The organism is Agarivorans sp. DSG3-1 (genome assembly GCF_046774965.1).
Classification (GTDB): Bacteria; Pseudomonadota; Gammaproteobacteria; order Enterobacterales; family Celerinatantimonadaceae; genus Agarivorans.
Genome location: NZ_CP177241.1, coordinates 1,231,475 through 1,251,438 on the forward strand (window position 1 = coordinate 1,231,475; position 19,964 = coordinate 1,251,438).

The following is a 19,964-nucleotide window of genomic DNA, read 5'->3' on the forward strand; positions in this document are numbered from 1 at the left end:
CAATTGGGGACCATAATTAGAAAACAATGAAAACTAACGAACAGTGATATCTAATAAAATCAGTAAGTTAGTTGTCGTTGTTTGCCGTTAATTTCCCTTATTTACCCACTTTACTTTCCGATACAGAAAGTGAAGATGCCCATAAACACAGGTGTGGTTGCACACTTGGGGGACCGATTGGGGACCAAATTGATAAATGTGTTCTCAACCCAAGTGCACTTTCCTAATAGAATATAGTCTATTTAAAATTAGTGCATTGGCTTTCTGACATTGAAGTTTCTGAATCACCGCATTCTAATTTATGGGTACCATCACGATAATTAGTATATTTTTCCCACTTACCATCGCTATTATGGCTAGTCATAACTTGAGCGGGCTTACTGACGTTTTCACTGAAGTCATTTTTCGTTCTCGACCAATAGTCAGCGCCATGAGATTCATCACTGTAAAAATCGGTGTCTACTACCTCTCTAATCGGGGTTAAGTCTTCTTGAGTCACTGAATCTGTTACTCCAATTAGATGGCTAAACCCACTATTGTTGTCGGTATGGTAAACGTGTTCAGTAGAGCTAGATAGCTCAGAGCCGCTATAGTTTTTTGTGATTAAAGATTGCATTACCTCACTACCGGCGATCATTTGAGATTCACATTCTGTCCAATCGGTGACGTCATAATAAACTGAGTTTCTAACGCCTGATGACTGCTGTAAGGTTGTTTCTAGCCATTCACTCACCGAGCATCCGTAGCCAAACTCTGCATAGACTAAGTTGACAGTTTTCTCTATGTTCATACCACTACGCTGAACCGTTTTCATCGAACTTTTATCGAATAGACTCACCTTAGTACTGAGGTCATCAGACATAACAAAAGTCTCAGAATCGAAGTTACCATTAGATGTTTGAACAAATTCATAACGGTACCAATCGTCATATAGTGAATCCTTATTTGCTAGCCGCCCTAAGAAATATTCAACCCAAGCAAAATCTGCGTTTGGATGCTGATCTAGTAATTGCTTGGTTTCTTCATATGACTTTTGCAATCCGGGTACCAGTTTTTGTGCAAGCTGATGGAGTGAATCATCTCCGGAGTGGATATAGTCAGCGTACAATTCGCTAACAGTAATGTTGTATCGATTAGCAATTCGCCATTCTTGCTCTCGCAATCTATGTGCTATATCTTCTCGAAGTTCTTGTCCGGCAATAATAGACTGACAAGATAAATTTCCTGATTGATAAACGCGAAGTTCTTGCTCAACTTGCTTCCAAACAACGGAGGTTAACGGCGTCAAATTCAACAAATCTTGATCTGTCATTAATGCAAATTGAGGTGGGAAAACCATCGAATAAGCATTTTCTATAGGTGTATTAATAAAATCGGTATCTATCGCACCCACAGGCACATCTACGACTATAGGCACGTACTGAGCACATTGGCTATAACGTGACGGAATAACTAGCTCAAACTCTCCCTCTTCTTGCGTCACAACACTGGGTTCACCTGCATCATGTAAACTGTTGAAGTTTAGATCTAGGAAAACAGTAGCGCCGATGATATAGCCATCAATCGCTCTTCCTTTAAAGGCTTTAACTGGGTTATCGTTGTCAGTGCTGCCACCGCAACTTACCAATAGGGTTAATATGGAACAGTGTATTATGAGTTTAAATAGACTCATTATTTATCCTTAGATACTGTGATCCATTCAGGCTGGTTTGATGCCTGAATGGATGTTTTAGTGACTCTTTTTTAGAGGGGTAAATTAAGATTTTTTGTGCTTTCAGTAGCTTTTATGTTGAAGAAAATTGCATAAAGTACAGGCACTATAATTAAGGTGAGTAAGGTCGCGAAAGTAAGCCCGAATACCAATACAACTGACATCGATTTAAAGAATGCGTCAAAGAATAAAGGAATAACCCCTAGCACTGTGGTTAATGCTCCCATCATTACGGGTCTAACTCGGCTGGCCGCTGCGTCAACAACAGCATCGTGCCTTGGTTTCCCTTCAATAATTTCTAAATCAATTTGGTCAACCAACACAATGGCATTTTTAATTAGTAAGCCAGACAACGACAGAAGGCCCAAAATAGCCATAAACTCCATTGGTGTTCCTGTGGCTAACAAGCCTGTAGACACTCCGATCAAGGCCAAAGGTACTACCAGCCAAATAACTATTGGTTGCCTCACCGAGCCAAACAACACAAAAACAGTAATCACCATCGCAATAAGACCTAATGGAATGGTTGATGCCAAATTGTCATTAGATTCTTTAGAATCTCCATACTCTCCACCCCATTTCAAGGCGTAACCTTCTGGGAGGTCAATCGCTTCAATTTTTGGTTTTATGCGATTGAATAGATCGGTTGTAAGCTCACCGGGAACAGGATCTGACTGCGCCTTAATTTCCCATTGGCGGTCAACTCGCCTTACTAAACCATCACGCCAAACCGTTCTATACCCGTTAGTTATTTGACCAATAGGTACGCTGGCTCCGGTGATAGAACTAATAACTTGTAAGTTTTTGATATCGGTAACGCTGTTGCTCTCAGCTTTCGGTGCTTTGGCAATAATTGGGATCAGCTCATCGTTATCGCGGTAGGTACCTATTCTCATTCCTGAGAAGTTAGTCTCTAGCGCTGAGGCTAAGTCTTCTCTAGATACACCTACTCTTTGGGCTGCTTGAATTGCGTAAATAGGCTCGATTACGCTAATAGCTTGCCGCCAATCATCTTTAATAGATAAGGCTTTACCATCTTCGGCCATTATTGCTTTGGCTTGGTCAGCAAGGTGGTGCAATACTTTAGGATCAGGGCCACTAAATTTTGCCTCTATGCGTGAACCTCCACCTGGTCCTAATACAAACTTCCATGTTTTACCTTGGGCATCAGGGTAGGCGTTATCAATATAGCGTTGAATCTCGACAAGTAACCCATCGATAACTTTGTCATCTTGGGTGCGTATTAATAATTGGCCGTAAGCAGAGTTTTGTGACTCTGGGGCATATACAAGCATGAAACGCGGTACGCCTCCACCAATCGACGCTTGCACAGTTTTAACTCCTTCTAAAGACTGAATATGCTTCCCTAGGCTTTCTATATCTTTCTTTGTTTTAGTAATATCGGTTCCTTGTGGAAGCCAGTAATCAACAACAAACATAGGCGTCGTAGAAGCAGGGAAAAAGCCCGGTTTAACAAATTGGAATCCCCATACAGAGGCACAAAACAGCGCAACAACTCCCACTACAACAATAAAGCGTTGCTGGAGAGTGGCGTAAAGTAGTTTTTTGTATAATGTAGAGAAGCGGCTATCTGTTTGTTGGCTAAGATTGTCACCCAAAGATTCTTTGAACAACCAGAAGCAGAATAGCGGCGTTAAGGTAATAGCAAATAACCAGCTATACATTAAAGAAATAAGGATTACCCAGAACAGGTGACCGGTATATTCTGCTGTTGAACCAGGGGCGAATCCAATGGGAGCAAAAGCTATAATTCCTACTAGTGTTCCTCCCAACAAAGGCCAAACTGAGCGTTTAACAATTTGTTTGGCAATGGCTAATTTTTTAGTACCATTTAAAATACCTACCAATATCCCTTCGGTGACAACAATCGCATTGTCTACCATCATTCCTAAGGCAATAATGAGCGCACCTAATGAAATGCGATGCATAGGAATATCAACAAAATTCATCGTTGCAAGTGTGGCAAAAATAGTCAAAAGCAAAATCGCGCCAATAACAATGGCTGACTTAAAGCCCATAAAAATAAGCAGGGTTACAATCACTATCACCAGTGCCGCAATCACATTCACTACAAAGTTTTCAACTGACGAATCGACAATTTTACCTTGGTGATAAAACTCATGTAATTCAATTCCTAGTGGTCTTAGGTTTTTGGTTTCTGCTATCTTGGAATCAATATCTGAACCAATTTTTACGATGTTGCTGCCTAGTAGGCCTGAAATACCAATAGCCACAGCAGGTTTACCGTTATATAGATATTCTTTTTCTTCTGGTTCGCTATAACCGCGCCACACTCGCGCGATGTCTTTGAGATAAATAAGTTTACCGTCTGCGTCGGTGCTTATAAGGAGGTTTTGAATCGACTCAACCGAGTCAACAACATTGGTTGGGTCTATAACTAAGCGCTTATTACCAACTTTAACGTTACCCGACGAAACCACTGCGTTTTGTTGAGACAGTAGGCTAACAACATTAGAAATAGCTAAGCCTAACCTTTTAGCATCTTGATTCGATATCTCGACATAAATGGCTTCTTTTTGTAACCCGTCAAGGGTAACTCGAGCAACACCGTCTACTTGTAGCAATGAACTCTGTAAGGTTTTTGCGTATTTTTTTAACTCTGCGTTTGAATAACCGTCGCCCGTTACAAAATAGAGCAGACCAAATACGTCACCAAAGTCATCTGCCACATAAGGTTTACCGGCGCCTGTTGGTAAAGCTGACGAAATATCACTGATTTTATTACGCAGTTTGTTCCAAACTAACTGTAAATCACTTCGAGTTTTTGACGCGTCATATCTTACTTCTACGTTTATTTCAGACTTTCCATAGGTTGAAACAGATTCAATAGTCTTTACTTCGGCTAACTGTTGAATGGCTTTTTCTAAAGGTTCGGTAATTTCCAGCGCGACTTCATGAGGGCTTGCGCCAGGATAGCTAGTAACAATAACAGCTTGTCTAATCGTAAATTCAGGGTCTTCGAACCTCGCCATGTTTTGATAGGCATGCCATCCACCAACTATTGTTAACAACATAACAATAACGCTCAACACTGTATTTTTTATTGTAAATTCAGCAATATTCATTAGTTCTCGCCTGCTCACGGATAACTTTTACAAAATGACTCAATAAGATTATTTCCATTTTCTTACCTTCATCCCTTCGTATAAGTAGGTCGCTCCCGCACTGACTATTAGTTCATCTTTTGCTATTCCTGATGTAGCAGCGAGCATTTCACCAACACCTTCTGCTATGTGTATTTTCCGTTTCGTAACCGTCATGTTTTCACTATTTACTACCCAAACGTAAGCATCACTGCCATCACTTGTTATTGCGCTTAATGGTATTAGGGGGTGATTTTCCGAATGGTCTGCCAACGTGTGTATTTCGATGGTTGCATTCATTCCTGGAAGAACTAACAAGTTGCTAGGAGCTGAAAACTCAAAAGTAATGTTATAAGTTTGTGTTGCGCTATCTGCCAATAAGGTGGCTTCTCGATAATAAGCGGCAATTTTTCTCTCTGGGGCAATATCAAGAACAATAAAAGTGTTGGTATTATTTTGCTTATTTGTGCTTTGGTATAATTCCGCTAAATAGTTTGCTGGCATGTCGATAGATGCTTCTTGAGTATCGCCGCCAATAAACTTCACTATAGCCTGAGCGCTTGATACGGTTTGCCCATTATCGACCATTTTTTTAGCAATAACGCCATCAAATGGCGCGGTTAAAACAGAATCATTTATAGCTTGTAGGGCACTGTCTAATTGGGATCGCTTTACGTCGCGTTCAGTTAAACGTTCTTGCAAAGCGCTTTGGGAAATAGCATTTTTTTTAGATAATTGCCGCGCTCTATTGTACTCAATTTCGGCACTTCTAAATTGAGCTTTAGATTTGTTTAGGCTATTTTTCAGTTCGCGTTGGTCAAGGCTTGCAATCACCTCTCCTTTTTTCACGAATTGTGCATTTTTTACCGGAAGCGAAATAACTTTACCGCCTGATGTAAAGCTTAAATCAACAAGGCGATTATCATTAATGATTGCTGGAAATATAGATACTTCCTTGTCGCCAGCAACAGAAATTTTCATTATTTTTACGGGACGAACATCTTCATTTAGTGGACGCATAGAGTCCTCACCATTACAAGCAAGCATACCCGCTATAAAAACAGTTACCGTTATTAGTCGAAAACCCGCGCTATGAAACATTTTAATCCCCTTTAAAATAGATAACTGTTCTATAACCACTTGTTTTCGATGATGCCGCACATAATTGCGAGTTCTAATTTGTTGGTATTGTCTAAGCGTCTGAACTCCTTCTCTTGTGCTCTTTTCATGTCTTTTTTCCACCAATGGTTACGGCTAGCAATTTTGTACCTAGCTATCACTTTAAAGTTTGCTGCATCTTTATCTGATTTATCTATCTCACCAGCTAAATGGCAGGCGGTTATTTGCGCAAAGGTTTTTCCTGCGTCTTTTTGCTCACTGGCGTTAACCAACATAGGAGTCATTAAGGCCAACAAAACAATAAATTTTTTCATTCTTTTTTCCATATAGACCAATCACTGTGGCCATTATTGAGTGAGAAATGTAAGACCCCTTTGAGGTTTCTTAGCAAGGTGAGTTTTTGGTTATGCAAATAGGGCAAGAAGTGAGTTAGTCACTAGTTTTCTATTACCCACCAAAAAAGGATGCCATCCTTTTTTGGTGGATAATAGAGTGATGCTGCTGCTGGGTCAACAGATTTTTGACTAACTTTTACACAAAGGTTGTTTTAATTTTATGATCATCAATTCAAAAGAATCGTATAGGTCAAAAGTCTTGCCGGTCTAGTAAAGTAAATATTGCTAGTGCTACTATTGAAAAACATAGTGACAAAGAGTTACAACAAAATGCCGGCCAATTTAATGAGTATAAAATCGGAACGAACCAGAGCTAAGATTATTGATGCAGCCTTAAAAATAACCATGAGTGAAGGGTTTGATAAAGCTACATTTGTACATATAGCTGAAACGGCGGGCATTTCTAAGTCTGGGATTAATGCCCATTTTAAGAGAAAATCTGACATAGCAGCACAGCTAGCGCCGATTTACATTCAAATGATTAAAGAGCCTCTTAATTTTGACTCCACCACCGACTTTTATAATTCTTGGGTGGATTCGTTCAATACAAACGCACAATTTAAAGCGGCTATATTGTCTGTGGGACCAATCATCCCAAAGTTAGACGGTGTAAAAGGTTTATTCGATACCATCAATGGGCACCCGGAAGATGTTAAGCGGTGTGTGTATATGTGCGTTGGATTTTCCGTTATAAACAGTTAAAAAAGCGCGCAAAGTTCCCACCGCTTCCTTAAAAACATTCGAATAACTCCCATACTAATTAACCGAAACCAAACTTTCTCAAACTTGGTTTCGGTTGAATCATCAGCTTGAGTACTTAAGTATTTGCTAATGGTTAACACTCATATTGGTAGCTCCTAATTTAAGTTTCGATGCTTAAAGTTATTTTTCTTGACAACCATTTTCATACAACACAATATAAAAAGGATGCCGTCCTTTTTTGTGGGGGTGTCGTAGTTTTGTTGCAAAGTTTGCAACTAAGTTTCAGCAGTAAGATTGTTGGAAACAAGCAAAGCAAGTCGCTCTTGAACTGGGCGCTGTTTAATCCATAGAGAAGTATCAAAATGAAAAACATATTAGCTATTACAGCGCTATCTTTCGCTCTAATACTAACCGGTTGTGGTGAGCCTACATTATCAGCCGAAGGTGAAGCTGCTGTTAACTATTTAACTAACTACAACTATCTAAAGGACAATTGTGAAATAGATAGCATGGAAGATTTAGGTATGGCTATGGGCGTAGTAATGGTAAGCCCAGTGCTGTTAGCCGAACTAGGCCAAGATAAAGAAGGAAATGAAGAATTCTTAACCAAGAGACAAGCCTGAATCACGGGTTCATGTGGTGACGTTAGGCAAGCTATTAAAGACGCTGGTAAAGCATTTAAAGCTGTTAGCAAATAGCAAACCCTAAACCCTCGAAAGAGGGAAAACCGACCAGAGAGAAAATATGAATAAATTGCTCGCCTTATCAGCGTTAGTTATTGTCCTAGTTGGCTGCGATGCCGAGGTTATCGTGCCTGTAAACATTAGCCAAGTTAGCAACTTAGAGTTAAACGATACGGTCATTACTTCTCAAGCAAAAATTACCATCGATGGTTCATGTAAAGACCGCGAAACAGGTGCCGAGTCCGATTCATTGAGTAAAGCCAATGGAATGATGTGGAACTTGTTTGCCCGTGAGCATGAGTTTGTATCATGCAAAGCAACTAGCAAGTACGCATTCGATTCAATTGTTACATATAACATCGAAACCCAATTGATCACGAAACAAGGGGGCATGAATAGTTCAAAGAATAAACGTGAATTAGGGTTAGGTTTAGCCGACGGTAAAGTGTTGCTTATGGTATCTGATAAGCTCAAACAACGCTTGAAAGCCCGCACAGGTGAACTTGATTCAGTTGAACCAACCTTTAACGTAAAGCTAGTAAACGATACAACTGAATTAGTAGAAGCAAGTTCGAAAGGTGTCTATATCTATACAGGAAAAAGCTTCACGCCGTATCAAGAAGCAGGCTACACAATTAAACCTAAAGGCTCGTTCTACATAAGAACTGGCTCAGTTGGAGCTGATGCCCTCACTACTCATGGTTACACACATTTCGCAACAATCACTAAATAGTTAAACCTATCTAACCAAGAAGAACACAATGTCTAAAACTACTTTAATAAACTGCCCAACTTGTTCAAAAGAAATAGCTTCAACATCTCATAAATGTGTTGGCTGTGGCTCATTAATCAATAAGCCTAAACGCTCTATCTTCGGCAAGCTAATCAAGTGGTCGTTCATCTTATTTAACATATTTATGGCTTGGTGGATGTTTGCAGGTATGGACGCTGCAACCACTACTATGGATAGTTTAGAAGGTGCCGAGGCAGCAGGGGCAGCTATTGGTACGGGTATCGGGGCAATGCTTATATCAGGCATTTGGGTTATAGGTGACATCATTTTAGGCTTATTTGTATTGTTTACCCGCCCTAAATCTTAATAACTAACTCTTCGAATGGCTAACTAACCATCTAACTAAATAGTTAGCCTCAAATAACCAGGGCGACATAAAAATGAAAGCACTTAGAATACTTCAAATAACAATTATCGTTATTTTGCTGGTAGCAGCATTTATGCCGGTTAAAGCATTTTCAGCCAATCCAAAACTGATCCCTGCCACTACTTCTAGCCACGTTCACACCACCATTATCAAAGGTTTTTTACCCACATAAACCCAAACGATTGTTTACAACGTTGCTACTAATTAAAGACCTGAAGTGTATGGCGCTAAGTAAAGCGTAATAGCCACTCAATAGTGGGGGCGGCAATAAACCAGAGAGAAAACAACACATGTTAGCAATTACTAAATATGTCATAGCTTACTTCGTAATAGTAACTCTATTAACGCTAGGCCTATGTATTAGCGATGCCAAAGCAACCCCTGATTCAAAACAGAAAAAAATCAGGGACGAAAACCAAGGCGCATTGGTTAGCTATAACCCAGTAGTAAAGACACTGCGGCTCTGAATGATCAACCCACCAGATAATTAAACACTACTAATTGCTTGAAGTGCCAAGTAACCACAACCTTTTTATGTATATGAGTCTATAGATGTTAGGCATCCAATAGCGGGGAACAAATGAAGTACAACTTGTTGGCAACCTTGCTGCTTGTATGCGGTTTTGATGCTGAACCAGTAATAACATTCATAACAAATTTAACTCTATAACTACGGTCTCGTTTGAGGCCAATCAACCTAAATGGAAACCGCACACATGAAAAATGTATTAACTTTCGCAGCATTTACAACAACTCTTGTTCTAACGGGTTGTGGTGAAACCAAGTTATCACCGAAAGGGGAAGCGGCAATGAGTTATATGGCTAATTACGTTTATCTTAAGAATAACTGTGAAGTCGATTCAATGGCCGATTTAGGTATGGCTATGGGAATGGCTATGATGGCCCCTATTGTATCGGCTGAACTGAACGGTGATAAAGATGCTAGCGATTCATTGCTAAAAGAACGTTCTGCTAGGGTAACTGGTTCATGTAAAGAAGTAGACCAAGCAATCTCGGATGCAGGCAAAGCATTCAAAGCAGCTAGCCAATAATAACTAATCATGGCCTCTACGGAGACCTTTTTAAGCAAGAGATCCCCACTATGAAAAACTCAACTAGATTAAACATAGGCTATAGCCTACTTTACTTAAGCTTAGTATTCCTATTTGCAGGCCTAAAACTGCATCATGTAGATTGGTTCGCATTTTCCGGAGTATCAGCCGCATGCGCAATACTTCTAATCATCACAGGAACAATACACAACAGTATCGTTAAGTCTCACAACAAGATGATCAAACAAATTGAAGAGATGTTCGTAGTAGAAAGAGATAAGTATGAATAGTTTTGTTAAACGTCTTATCAATGTACTTAGTGCTATTGGCTACCTAACCTCAATCGGTTTTCTTGTGGCCGGGTTTGTTAATATCCGTCACGACGATGTGTTCTGGTGGGCATACCCAGTTATGGTTTTAATGGCCTTGGGTATTCCAGCTTTTATAACAGCAGGTCTAAGTTACTTAATTGGCATAGGGTTCAAACCATGGCATAAAAATTAAGCTCTATATTATCAGTGAACAATTGATCAAATTTGTCTACTTTTCTTCTGTCATCCCGATTTTTAGCATTAACACTATATTTTGAGTATACCCAAGTGACCACATTTGTCAGATGTCTACTTTCGTATTCAATAGGGTGGATATAACGTTTTGAATACAAACGTTTCATTCATTCTAGAGTTAATTGAATACAGGAGAGGGTATGTTAGGCCAGAATATTGGATATACACGAGTAAGCACTGCAGAGCAGTCAACCTTAAGGCAGTTGCATGGGTTACAGCTGGATATTGTTTTTGAGGACAATATTTCTGGCTCTGTTAAACAGCGGCCTGGTTTAGATAGTTTGCTGGCGCACATTCGAACTGGGGACGTTGTTCACGTTCACGACATTTCTCGTTTAGCGAGAAATACTGGGCATTTGCTCTCCCTCGGCGAGCTATTCCTATCTAAAGGGGTATCACTACATTTCCACAGGGAAAATTTAGTCTTTACCGCTGATAGTTCCAGCCCTATGAACCAACTTCTACTCACCCTATTAGGCGCTATTTATCAGTTTGAACGTGCGATGATTAGAGAGCGGCAAGCAGAGGGCATCGCGTTGGCCAAAAAACGCGGTGTATACAAAGGGCGAAAAAGTACAATTAATAAAGACGCTGTAGTGGAGTTGAGGCTCGCAGGTTTAAGCTACAGAAAGATCGCTAAGGAGCTAAGTATTAGCTTATCTAGCGTACAGCGAGCTTTAAAGCAAACTAATGAATAAAGCATTGATTCATTTTTTAGTGTTACTAATTAGGTCTATTGGTTCAAGTTTATGAGGGAGATAATAGATATATTACCTTTCTGGTTTACTTCCTAGGAATACCCTAATTGGGATCCCAATTAGGGCTCCAATACTGGACACCCCTTCATTTGGCTGAATTATTTGCTAAAGCCATTACTAATCTATTTAACGATATATCGGTAAGTCATTTGATGAGATAACAAGGGGTTTTTAGTTCTGTATTATATTCGTTGCTGTAATTGTTAGGCTTAGAGTTAGCGAATCATTTGAAAACCCCTTTTAATCCGTTATGGATTAAAATTTGAGGTTAAGATTATGAGTAACATCACTCGTGAAATGGCTCAAAGTGGATTGATGACGGTTCTTAAAATATTAGATCTATGGGGGGTGTAATCAAGCACAAAATTTCGCAATTTTAAACATCGATATAGCTGACTGTCATAACCATCATGCCCTTCACTTCGAGTCAAAGCTACTACTTAGAATGAGTTATGTGTTGAGTATTCATTCAGCCCTCAGAACTATCTTTAGTGAACGTAAGAATTTTTATGGCTTCATGAAGATGGTGAATATAAATGGCTCTTATTTCGGCAACACGCCGTTAAGTATTATCTCTACAGGCTCTTTAGATGATTTGGAGCAATTAGCTAATCACATGGTATTACTGAGTAAGGGTACTATTACTTCACATCATATAAACTGAGTTGATATAGCAACGACTCTTACCAAGTTGAACCATTGTTTTCTGTATAGGAAGTAGTTACCGTGCAGGGCTAACAAGTTTTTGCCCCATTATGTGTTACAGCTCCCTCAAAACTACTTTTAATTATCTGTTAGCTTGCAAAGTATACATAAAGGAAATCAATCAATGAAAAAATTATTGGGTCAGCTGTTGATATCTGCCATCAGCTTATTTTATTTGCCATTTTCAATGGCTGAGTCGAGCTGGGAGTATAGGTCTGAATATGGCTTCTTTGGAAAGCTAAGTTTCTCTAAAAAATATGAATCACCAGTACCAAAAGATTACAAATATTGGATAACTCTAAGTTTTGATTGTGGATACTCAGGTAAGGATATGCACGATTATTATGGTTCAAGCCCTAAACTACCTTATTTGACTCTTTCTGGGCATGATGTCGAATTTTTCTATGCTGACGGCGTAAAGTCTCCAGATGTTTTTGGTTACAACTATTCAAGAATTGGTGGTGGTCAAGTTAAAGATATTCTTGAACAAAAAGTGATTGTTGTTCGAGATATTAAATCAGGAAAACAAGTCCAACTGGATCTCACAGAGCTACCGGAATTAGTGGAACAGCATAGTTATGAAATTAATGAATGTTATACAGCGTACCAAAATTTAGAGCGTGAACTACTTGTATCTGATATCAAACTATATGGTGGTTGGTTTTTAGGTTTGTGCATGTTCGTACTAGTTTTTGTTAAAAAGTTTCATGGAAAAACAATGTTTAGTCGATTTTTTGCTTATGCACAAAAGCAGCGTCAAGGAAGCAAAGAAAAGCGATTTCAACAAAAGGTTTCTAAACGGGTTGAAGAGTTAGAAATTGAAGAGCAAGCTAAGGAAAAATTACACAAAAAAAGGAGTAGCTTCTAAAATAGTAAGCTAATCGGGTCGCCGGAGGTATCTAGCTTCCAGCCCCCACAACACCCTGCATGCGGCTCCGCGCAGGGCGTTTCCTGAGAATGGTTAAAATACAACGGCCGATTAGCTCCTTTGCATTCCAATGATGGCGTCTGTTTTTGCGCCATGGCTCCTAAGTCCGGTCGGATACGGAGACAATGGGCTGCACAGGATCCTCATTGATTTTCAGGTTCAGGCCTTCACCATGCCCCAACCATTACTATGGGCGCTGGGCTTCTGCTGACTTCTACTTAATTACCTTAAAAGTTACCCCCTAAAGCGCTATCGTTGTTCATCATGTTCGCTCACTTAGGTTGATGAGGCTTAAGTGCCGGTCCTGTTGAGCTAGCGGCCAAGCTAGTGAGTTAAACGACCGCGTGTTAAGCAGATCTCCCCAGATAAGAACATGCACTGTCTCTGCACTGCTGCATCATTTACGGTAGCCGTTAGATCACGTGGCTTCGTTGTCTTGTGCCAGCTCGCCTCCAGCCTACGCCCCATATGATGTTTTTGTTCATCAGCTCGCAGATTTGCGTCCGTCTTCCTTTAGATATTCTCTCGCGGTAATGCCCTTGCCATTCGCTAGTAGTTAGCGTTAAATAATCAAAGAGTTATTAAACGGTGACCTTTCTACAGAGGACTTTCACCTTTCTAGTTCATGCCCATGGCGTACACAAAAACAGCCAAGGTGACGCCCAAAAGCGGCGCGCTTGCTGTTGGCGTTAGCTCTTCTAAGGATAAAGGACTCATACTTTGAAATATAGGCGCGAACATGGAACGAGAAACCCTGTAATTGAACAGGAAGAAAAGTCTATATTACTAGCGGTAGATCGGGCCCTTTCATCTTCTTCAAATTCTCAGACTATAGGCAGAAATGGCGAACTACCTTTGGTGGACTTTCTAAACCGTTATTTACCTCCAACCTTCAAAGCAGTGTCTGGTCATTTCTTGACTCCTAAGGGCAATATTTCTCCACAAATTGATGTAATGGTTCTTGACTCAAGGTATCCATTATTAGCAGAAAATATTGATGGTTCAGTATTGGCAATGCTTCACTCTGTTGTACAAACAATTGAAGTCAAAACTAATATGACTTCAACAGACTTAAAAAAAATTGCTAGCGATACGAAAAAAATTCGTATCTTAATGAACGAAGTCGATAGCTTTGCAAATCAAGAATCATTTAGTCCGCCTACAGCAATGGTTTTAGCATATAGAATTAAGAATAAGCTAGACACCGTCGAACAGTCGTTTTGCAAACACTCAGAACCAGATAAATTTCATTTCGATTTAACGATTCTTAGATTATCGGAAACGGATTTAAAGCACCAGAACGTTGGCTGCGAGTTGCGTTTTGAACCAGTTCAAGCAGAAGATATGCCCGAGTTCAAAGAAAAGTATGATGTGCCTGATGAGTACCTAAATGGTAATTTTGTGTTTGGTATTCGTGCAAGCTACACACCGTTGTCAGATGTGTATTATTCCATGGTGCAAACAGGCTATTACACGCTTGGTGCGCGAGACTTTGGGTTTAATGATATTGGTGAACACGTTATGGATTATATGTCTTGGTCTACTGCGCGTTGGAACGAATTATATGAATAATCAGGCAATCAGGCAAAGCAGCGGACCCCGCAAACTCATTTTTGTCCAGAACCTCGTTACAAGCTAGAAGCAGTTTCTCCCCTTCGGATAACAAAATGCAGAGCGACACCGTTTTATCTGGTTTATGCCGTTTCTACATCAAATTGATTTCAACAAAGCTGCTTGCAGTCTCACTGATTAGTAACAGTTGGTAGTTGTTAGTGTGCCGGTAGTGTTTGATGTGCAATAAACCGGTTTATTGCGCTGTAACTGGTCGTTTAAATCTTTCCATGCTTGAGTATTCGCTTGAGATTGAGAAGCAACTTGTTGTTTGTGTTGGTTCATTCGACTAATAAACGAATATATGTAAGAGCATTGTAATTCTGTTACGTAGTCATTCTTACGCGCTTCATACACAGAGCTGATGGTTGCTACTTTCGGTTCAGACCAAGTGCTTACTGCATAGTTAGCTGCATCTCTTAGTGCAGCAGCGGTTTTTCCATCTATTTTATTGCTATTAAGGCAGTTTGTTCCTAATGCGTGCATTCTACCTATGTCATTGGCTGCTTCGGTAGTCATCACAGGTTTAGTCATCGCACAACCGGATAGCGCTATTGATGTAATTAGTGCTGTGCTGGTTAGTAATTGTTTCACTATTTATTTTCTTCTAGTTCAGGGATTAATTATTGAGGATATTGAATTTGGTCGTAACTATTTAATGCGATGCTGGGTTTGCCTTTGTAGTAAGACACATGGCCACTGATACATACACGAGTGTTCACGTATTTATCGAGGCGTTTAGCATCACTAGGCATGAACCGGAAAGAGACTGCTGTTAGTCTATGGTTTGGATAGTGACCATCAAGGTTAACGAAAAGAGCTTTCTTAGAAAGTACTATTTGAGATACCACACCACACGTATCAACGTTAGATGCTGTTGCATCCTTGATACATAGTGCAATGGTTACGAGTAGTAATGGTGTTATGTAGATAAATGGGTGTTTGGGGCTAATTTTCACCGGTTTAGTCCTAAATTATTGGAATCAGTTTGCCATAACCATAATGTTGCTTCTATCAACGGGTTAAAGATTTTAGGTTTAGATATTCTGTCTACGATCATCTAGAGGCTTGTTATATTTCAGCACATATTATTGTAATCAAAAAAGGGTGTCATCCTTTTTTACGGTTAATTGTAATAGGCTCATGTTTAGGTTTATTGGTTGCAGGGTCCTGAACACAATCTGGGTTACCAAACCGTTAGTACTTCACCCCTTTGTTTCTTTGATGTAGCATAAACGTCCTTTTTTTATTAGTGTCTAATGATGGCCAAGTCTACTCAAGCTGAAGCGGCAGTTACCCGTCAAAAAATAATCGATGCCGCTTATCACATCACCATAGATAAAGGGTTTGAACACGTTACATTAGGTGTACTTGCTAAGGCTGTCGGGATTACTCGCTCTGGGATTAATTGTCACTTCAAAAAAAAAGAAGATTTAGTCAACGTTCTTGAACCTATATTTTCAAAAATGCTGACCGCACCACTGGATTTTAGTTCAACAGATGCTTTTTATGATTCGTGGAAGACGGCGTTAAGGTGTGACCATGAATTTAAAGCAGCAGTTAAAGCGTGCGGGCCTATTATCCCACCTCGTAAGGGGATTGATGGATTGATAAATAAGTTACATGGCCCTAGGCAAGAGGTTGAAGACAGCGTATTAAAGTGTATCGGGTACGCGACCTACACTCTGTCGTAGTTCAAATCATAGGGCGTTCATCCACTCCTTATTCTTCAATTTAAGATTTCTTCTACTAAATCTACTTGACTAAAATTAGTTAGCGAACGTAAAATCACCATCTTAAGGTGCGATGCACTTTAAGGTGCGCTTGTTAACTGTAGCTTCGTGAAGAGACTCTGGCGATATTCTGCAGTAGTTTGGTCTGAGGCTTAAAGTCTTAATTAGTATGGTATGCCTTGGTTTGATGGCGTGTTTATCTTGAATATTATCAAAGGCATAGGAATGAAGAGTAAAGGTTTTACAATAATAGAATTAGTCGTTGTAATAGTGATACTTGGAATTCTAGCTGTTACCGCCGCACCGCGTTTTATTACCCTTCAAGGTGATGCAAAAAATGCTGCACTTGAGGGAGTTAAAAGTGCAATGGAAGGTTCATTTGCAATGGCATACGGAAAATTAGCGATTGCGGGTTTAGAGAAAGGATATGTACTGCCATTGAATCCGGCGATAGACGATTGGTGTCAATTTTGTATGTTTATAAATGGATATCCGGCTAACAATACCAATACGTTGATTACACTAGTTGATGGCGTTGGAAATAGCAGAGTTGAACCTGAATCAGATTTTTACATATGGCCAAGTACATCGGCAATAATCGCCTTTCGTGATGCAAAAGCACCTTTTGTAAATTGCTACCTTAAATATAATCCACCTGAAGATAATAAGCCCTACAAGATTGATATTATACCGTGTGAGTAATGGGAGTCGCTTTGAAGCAACTTTTTAAATATTTACCTGAACCAAGAAATTTGTTTGATGAAGGGTTTATTCGTTTATCTCAACCAGTTGCTCTAAATGATCCGTTCGAGGCATCATTTTGCAGTGAAAGTCTAGATGAGCTAAGTTCACATTTTGATTATTCAATGGCGCAAGATCCTGAGTTTGGGGATATTACATTTTCACAGTATATCGAAATGAGAAAGCACAATATTGGTGTTATTAGTCTTTCTGAAAATAAAGAGAACTTATTGATGTGGGCTCATTATGCTAACGAGCATAAAGGTGTTGTTGCTGGAATTTCTCACTTCTCCAGAATGGATTCTATTTTTCAAAAACTATTCAGGGCGGACACTCTTATAAATACTTCATGGGGCGAAAATTACAGCCCGTTTGATGGCATACCTAAACCAGTATCCTATAGAAAGGGACTTCGTTATAGAAATGATAAATTTGATTATGACTACTCGAATATAGATGCTGAAGGCGCAGATCGAATCTTATATGAAGTATTTATGCAAAAAAGCGATGAATGGATATATGAGCAAGAACATAGAGTTGTTCTGAGGCTTGAGCAAGCTGATAGGGTAGTAATCGAAAACGTTCAACATATTGAAAATGACGCAATAAGAGAAAGAATTATTTCATCTAGTTACTCATCCATAAACTCAGTTGACAGTAGTTGCATAATAAATTTGTACGAGATAGATGATGATGTCATACGTGTTTCAGTCGCAATGCAATTAGCTAAATTAAGTCATAATCCTAAAAGCATCTATTTAATGAAATTAAATCCAAGTTGTATTAACAATTGCTTACTTGGTTTAAACAGTTCATTTAATAAAGCAACTGTTCAAGGTGCATTTGCAAGTTCAGTCGGATACTTAGATATTTGGAAAGCTGTTAGAAATAACGATTACTACAGTCTTGAGTTTACGCAAATATAACAAGGCATTTAAACGGAACAAAAACAGTGGGTTACGTTTCGCTTCGCTACACATTTTAACCCACTATTTTTGTCCGCTTAATGCGGCGTTATGGCTCTTTTTCCAAACATCATTAAATTATGGGGTATTAGGATGTTAACAACACTTTTAGATGACTCTGAACCAAGTAAAATTAGGAAATCAATTTTTATTTTTGCATCTATAATTCTTTTTTCGTATTTTCATCAATTAACAGTAAGCGCTCCCAAAGCATTGTTTTCTTCTGCAACTAGCTCGGTTAACGAGATTACAATTGGTTATAAAGATCTGTTAATGATGTTGGCTTTATTTCAGTCTTACTTGCTGATAAGGCTTTTATTGTCGGTGAAAATTGCATTTGCAGTTTTTAACAAAAACTGGAAAGTTGATGAATTTAAAGAAGATGAGGACATAGCATCTCTAGAAAGAGAGTTAGTCGAATTCAAAAATAAAGCGGCTGAAAAAATTGCTTTAAAAGATTGCTTTGATGACGTAATAAGGAAATTAGATCAAACTATTTCCAATCAGGAGGTTTTGCTGTCTCCCATAGAATCCGCATGTAAAGTTAGTGAAAATACAGCCGCGGATCAGTTGAAATTAACTAATTTACTTCAAAGTCAGAGTAATATAGATAAAGTCACAATTGAGCAAATAAATGACTTATATAGTTTTAATTGTGCCGACTTACCGCACATTGTGAGCCGGGTTCATAATGCAAGAGATCAATTTTGTGCTCTCGTTAATAGTGTAGATGCAAGTTTATCTGAGTTGAACGAATTTAAAGAGAAAACAAAGGATTTCAATCAAGAATTTCCAAAATCCAACTACAATGCAGTCCTTAAAATAAATCAAAAAAGTCTTTTAAACTCAACGAAATTCAAGCATTTTGAAATTTTACTTTTTGAATTGATTATTCCTTCAGTTGTTTGTTTTACCTCAATATTAATTTGTTTATTCCCTGAAAACTCAATCGCCTCATCAATAATAAGATTTATTTTCTAGTAAGCGCGCCATAACAAACAATTTAAGAGTGACTCCCAACGCGTGGCGATTTCACTCAGATTTGAATCTTGTGTTTACGGCGCAGTGGTTGAGTTTGGTGTTCTAGCATTGTCGCACCTTAATTGGGCGTTAGGCATAAGTAAACTCAACTAGTTGTTTTATGACTCTAAATTTTTTAACAATCAGAGTTCTTTATTATTTAATTTTATGTCACTAGTATGTAGAACAAATGACATCACATTAGCTCTAGGTAATTCTTTTGAACAAAAAGCCAGTAATAATAGTCAAGAAGCGTCGTAAGGTGAATCTTGTGCAAAATGAACTCACAGCTTCGCCTGTGGTGAAAAAATTTAGCTCACTACTAATAAATACTACGAATTATTCAGATTCAGATTTAAGTTGGTTGGGTGGAGACGAAAATACTGATTTGAGTTCTACAGCAGCGGAGCCCGAAAAAGACAATTGGTTAAGTGGAAGCGAGATACTTGATATTGCCCTAATGACCGAAGCACAAGTCACAATCCGTCTTCATAAACTTAAAGTTGAACCCAAAGAGCGAAATATAATCGATCTATTAATTGCTATTGGTTTTGACTTGGCGGAAATAAAACCATGCCTCAATTCTAATTTAAAGCTTGAATACATTTATATATTAGCTTCAAAGAGGTTAATGAAGGAAGTCGAAGAAGAAGAATATCGTAAAGACCCTTTACGTGGATACAGTTCGTACTTTGATGAAGGGGATAGTGCTTTTTGGGAGAGTAAAGGTGGGTTCGATCATTGGTGCAAGAAATAAATAGCTAAATGTAAATATGCCTAACAAATAAGAATAGGTGTCGCGCAGCCGACACCTTATTCGGGTGTTGAACAAGCCCGATGCTCCTTTCTATAGTAAATAACGGTGTTGATGTTGGCGGGGCCAAGGCCTTGTTACTTTTTACAAGGCGAGTTTGGCTAAGACAGGATGAATGGTGTTAAGCCTTTACCTGTCATACGTGGTGCTAAGCTGTTATTTTTTGTGTGTTTTCA

General features: G+C 39.0%; 22 protein-coding genes. 16 read left to right on the plus strand and 6 right to left on the minus strand.

From position 1 onward, the window contains the following. Positions 1–238 precede the first annotated feature (238 nt). The 4 genes from ACLD71_RS05770 to ACLD71_RS05785 form a co-directional block, all read right to left on the minus strand. Positions 239–1,672, minus strand: a complete 1,434-nt coding sequence (locus tag ACLD71_RS05770; protein WP_411993543.1) for a hypothetical protein — start codon at positions 1,670–1,672, stop codon at positions 239–241. A 71-nt stretch (positions 1,673–1,743) separates the two neighbouring features. Continuing rightward, positions 1,744–4,818: an efflux RND transporter permease subunit gene (locus ACLD71_RS05775; RefSeq protein ID WP_411993545.1), complete on the minus strand. Its 3,075-nt coding sequence runs from the start codon at positions 4,816–4,818 to the stop codon at positions 1,744–1,746. A gap of 48 nt (positions 4,819–4,866) precedes the next feature. Continuing rightward, positions 4,867–5,976 (minus strand): efflux RND transporter periplasmic adaptor subunit, encoded by a 1,110-nt coding sequence (locus ACLD71_RS05780; protein ID WP_411993546.1) that lies wholly within the window; start codon positions 5,974–5,976, stop codon positions 4,867–4,869. Continuing rightward, positions 5,967–6,269 carry a hypothetical protein gene (locus ACLD71_RS05785; RefSeq protein ID WP_137673546.1) on the minus strand — a complete coding sequence of 101 codons (303 nt, stop codon included), beginning with the start codon at positions 6,267–6,269 and terminating at the stop codon, positions 5,967–5,969. Before ACLD71_RS05785 ends, ACLD71_RS05780 begins: the two co-directional genes overlap by 10 nt. A gap of 351 nt (positions 6,270–6,620) precedes the next feature. Here ACLD71_RS05785 and ACLD71_RS05790 point away from each other — a divergent pair, with 351 nt between their 5' ends. From ACLD71_RS05790 to ACLD71_RS05840, 11 genes are all read left to right on the plus strand, one after another. After that, positions 6,621–7,052 carry a TetR/AcrR family transcriptional regulator gene (locus ACLD71_RS05790; protein WP_221075429.1) on the plus strand — a complete coding sequence of 144 codons (432 nt, stop codon included), beginning with the start codon at positions 6,621–6,623 and terminating at the stop codon, positions 7,050–7,052. Between the two features lie 362 nt (positions 7,053–7,414). Next, entirely contained in the window at positions 7,415–7,675 is a 261-nt protein-coding gene (locus ACLD71_RS05795) for a hypothetical protein (RefSeq protein ID WP_411993548.1), read from the plus strand. Positions 7,676–7,796: 121 nt separating this feature from the next. Further along, a complete protein-coding gene (locus ACLD71_RS05800; protein WP_221075431.1) occupies positions 7,797–8,468 on the plus strand; it encodes a hypothetical protein in 672 nt (223 codons plus the stop codon). Between the two features lie 28 nt (positions 8,469–8,496). Next, complete coding sequence (locus ACLD71_RS05805) at positions 8,497–8,835, plus strand: hypothetical protein (RefSeq protein WP_137673549.1); 339 nt, start codon at positions 8,497–8,499, stop codon at positions 8,833–8,835. Positions 8,836–8,908: 73 nt separating this feature from the next. Continuing rightward, positions 8,909–9,067 (plus strand): hypothetical protein, encoded by a 159-nt coding sequence (locus ACLD71_RS05810; RefSeq protein ID WP_411993550.1) that lies wholly within the window; start codon positions 8,909–8,911, stop codon positions 9,065–9,067. Positions 9,068–9,611: 544 nt separating this feature from the next. Further along, on the plus strand, positions 9,612–9,947 hold the full coding sequence (locus ACLD71_RS05815) for a hypothetical protein (RefSeq protein ID WP_137673550.1): 336 nt from the start codon (positions 9,612–9,614) through the stop codon (positions 9,945–9,947). Positions 9,948–10,229: 282 nt separating this feature from the next. After that, positions 10,230–10,451 (plus strand): hypothetical protein, encoded by a 222-nt coding sequence (locus ACLD71_RS05820; protein WP_221075433.1) that lies wholly within the window; start codon positions 10,230–10,232, stop codon positions 10,449–10,451. A 202-nt stretch (positions 10,452–10,653) separates the two neighbouring features. Next, a complete protein-coding gene (locus ACLD71_RS05825; RefSeq protein ID WP_411993552.1) occupies positions 10,654–11,211 on the plus strand; it encodes a recombinase family protein in 558 nt (185 codons plus the stop codon). Positions 11,212–11,716: 505 nt separating this feature from the next. Then, on the plus strand, positions 11,717–11,935 hold the full coding sequence (locus ACLD71_RS05830; RefSeq protein WP_411993553.1) for a hypothetical protein: 219 nt from the start codon (positions 11,717–11,719) through the stop codon (positions 11,933–11,935). 165 nt (positions 11,936–12,100) lie between these two features. Beyond that, complete coding sequence (locus ACLD71_RS05835; protein WP_411993554.1) at positions 12,101–12,844, plus strand: hypothetical protein; 744 nt, start codon at positions 12,101–12,103, stop codon at positions 12,842–12,844. Between the two features lie 780 nt (positions 12,845–13,624). Beyond that, positions 13,625–14,476, plus strand: coding sequence for a DUF6602 domain-containing protein (locus ACLD71_RS05840; RefSeq protein WP_411993556.1), 852 nt, complete (start codon positions 13,625–13,627; stop codon positions 14,474–14,476). Positions 14,477–14,653: 177 nt separating this feature from the next. Here the strand turns inward: ACLD71_RS05840 and ACLD71_RS05845 are convergent, their stop codons facing one another. Then, a complete protein-coding gene (locus tag ACLD71_RS05845) occupies positions 14,654–15,109 on the minus strand; it encodes a hypothetical protein (RefSeq protein WP_411993557.1) in 456 nt (151 codons plus the stop codon). Positions 15,110–15,138: 29 nt separating this feature from the next. Further along, positions 15,139–15,474: a hypothetical protein gene (locus ACLD71_RS05850; RefSeq protein WP_411993559.1), complete on the minus strand. Its 336-nt coding sequence runs from the start codon at positions 15,472–15,474 to the stop codon at positions 15,139–15,141. Between the two features lie 300 nt (positions 15,475–15,774). Here ACLD71_RS05850 and ACLD71_RS05855 point away from each other — a divergent pair, with 300 nt between their 5' ends. The 5 genes from ACLD71_RS05855 to ACLD71_RS05875 all read left to right on the plus strand — a co-directional run bounded on the left by ACLD71_RS05855 (position 15,775) and on the right by ACLD71_RS05875 (position 19,731). Continuing rightward, positions 15,775–16,209: a TetR family transcriptional regulator gene (locus ACLD71_RS05855; RefSeq protein ID WP_411993561.1), complete on the plus strand. Its 435-nt coding sequence runs from the start codon at positions 15,775–15,777 to the stop codon at positions 16,207–16,209. Positions 16,210–16,422: 213 nt separating this feature from the next. Next, the gene (locus tag ACLD71_RS05860) at positions 16,423–16,950 is read left to right on the plus strand and encodes a prepilin-type N-terminal cleavage/methylation domain-containing protein (RefSeq protein ID WP_411993563.1); all 528 of its coding nucleotides are present in this window, start codon (positions 16,423–16,425) and stop codon (positions 16,948–16,950) included. An 11-nt stretch (positions 16,951–16,961) separates the two neighbouring features. Then, positions 16,962–17,915 carry a DUF2971 domain-containing protein gene (locus ACLD71_RS05865; RefSeq protein ID WP_411993565.1) on the plus strand — a complete coding sequence of 318 codons (954 nt, stop codon included), beginning with the start codon at positions 16,962–16,964 and terminating at the stop codon, positions 17,913–17,915. 90 nt (positions 17,916–18,005) lie between these two features. Continuing rightward, the gene (locus ACLD71_RS05870; RefSeq protein WP_411993567.1) at positions 18,006–18,935 is read left to right on the plus strand and encodes a hypothetical protein; all 930 of its coding nucleotides are present in this window, start codon (positions 18,006–18,008) and stop codon (positions 18,933–18,935) included. A gap of 310 nt (positions 18,936–19,245) precedes the next feature. Next, positions 19,246–19,731, plus strand: coding sequence for a hypothetical protein (locus tag ACLD71_RS05875; RefSeq protein WP_411993569.1), 486 nt, complete (start codon positions 19,246–19,248; stop codon positions 19,729–19,731). Positions 19,732–19,964: the final 233 nt, after the last annotated feature.

What these genes read in the sequence shown, in the direction of transcription:
- ACLD71_RS05855 (WP_411993561.1), top strand. Translation starts at nt 15,775, where the DNA reads ATGATGGCCAAGTCTACTCAAGCTGAAGCGGCAGTTACCCGTCAAAAA.
- ACLD71_RS05805 (WP_137673549.1), top strand. Translation starts at nt 8,497, where the DNA reads ATGTCTAAAACTACTTTAATAAACTGCCCAACTTGTTCAAAAGAAATA.
- ACLD71_RS05835 (WP_411993554.1), top strand. Translation starts at nt 12,101, where the DNA reads ATGAAAAAATTATTGGGTCAGCTGTTGATATCTGCCATCAGCTTATTT.
- ACLD71_RS05770 (WP_411993543.1), bottom strand. Translation starts at nt 1,672, where the DNA reads ATGAGTCTATTTAAACTCATAATACACTGTTCCATATTAACCCTATTG.
- ACLD71_RS05815 (WP_137673550.1), top strand. Translation starts at nt 9,612, where the DNA reads ATGAAAAATGTATTAACTTTCGCAGCATTTACAACAACTCTTGTTCTA.
- ACLD71_RS05820 (WP_221075433.1), top strand. Translation starts at nt 10,230, where the DNA reads ATGAATAGTTTTGTTAAACGTCTTATCAATGTACTTAGTGCTATTGGC.
- ACLD71_RS05810 (WP_411993550.1), top strand. Translation starts at nt 8,909, where the DNA reads ATGAAAGCACTTAGAATACTTCAAATAACAATTATCGTTATTTTGCTG.
- ACLD71_RS05825 (WP_411993552.1), top strand. Translation starts at nt 10,654, where the DNA reads ATGTTAGGCCAGAATATTGGATATACACGAGTAAGCACTGCAGAGCAG.
- ACLD71_RS05830 (WP_411993553.1), top strand. Translation starts at nt 11,717, where the DNA reads ATGAGTTATGTGTTGAGTATTCATTCAGCCCTCAGAACTATCTTTAGT.
- ACLD71_RS05870 (WP_411993567.1), top strand. Translation starts at nt 18,006, where the DNA reads ATGGCTCTTTTTCCAAACATCATTAAATTATGGGGTATTAGGATGTTA.
- ACLD71_RS05795 (WP_411993548.1), top strand. Translation starts at nt 7,415, where the DNA reads ATGAAAAACATATTAGCTATTACAGCGCTATCTTTCGCTCTAATACTA.
- ACLD71_RS05785 (WP_137673546.1), bottom strand. Translation starts at nt 6,269, where the DNA reads ATGAAAAAATTTATTGTTTTGTTGGCCTTAATGACTCCTATGTTGGTT.
- ACLD71_RS05800 (WP_221075431.1), top strand. Translation starts at nt 7,797, where the DNA reads ATGAATAAATTGCTCGCCTTATCAGCGTTAGTTATTGTCCTAGTTGGC.
- ACLD71_RS05790 (WP_221075429.1), top strand. Translation starts at nt 6,621, where the DNA reads ATGCCGGCCAATTTAATGAGTATAAAATCGGAACGAACCAGAGCTAAG.
- ACLD71_RS05860 (WP_411993563.1), top strand. Translation starts at nt 16,423, where the DNA reads ATGCCTTGGTTTGATGGCGTGTTTATCTTGAATATTATCAAAGGCATA.
- ACLD71_RS05775 (WP_411993545.1), bottom strand. Translation starts at nt 4,818, where the DNA reads ATGAATATTGCTGAATTTACAATAAAAAATACAGTGTTGAGCGTTATT.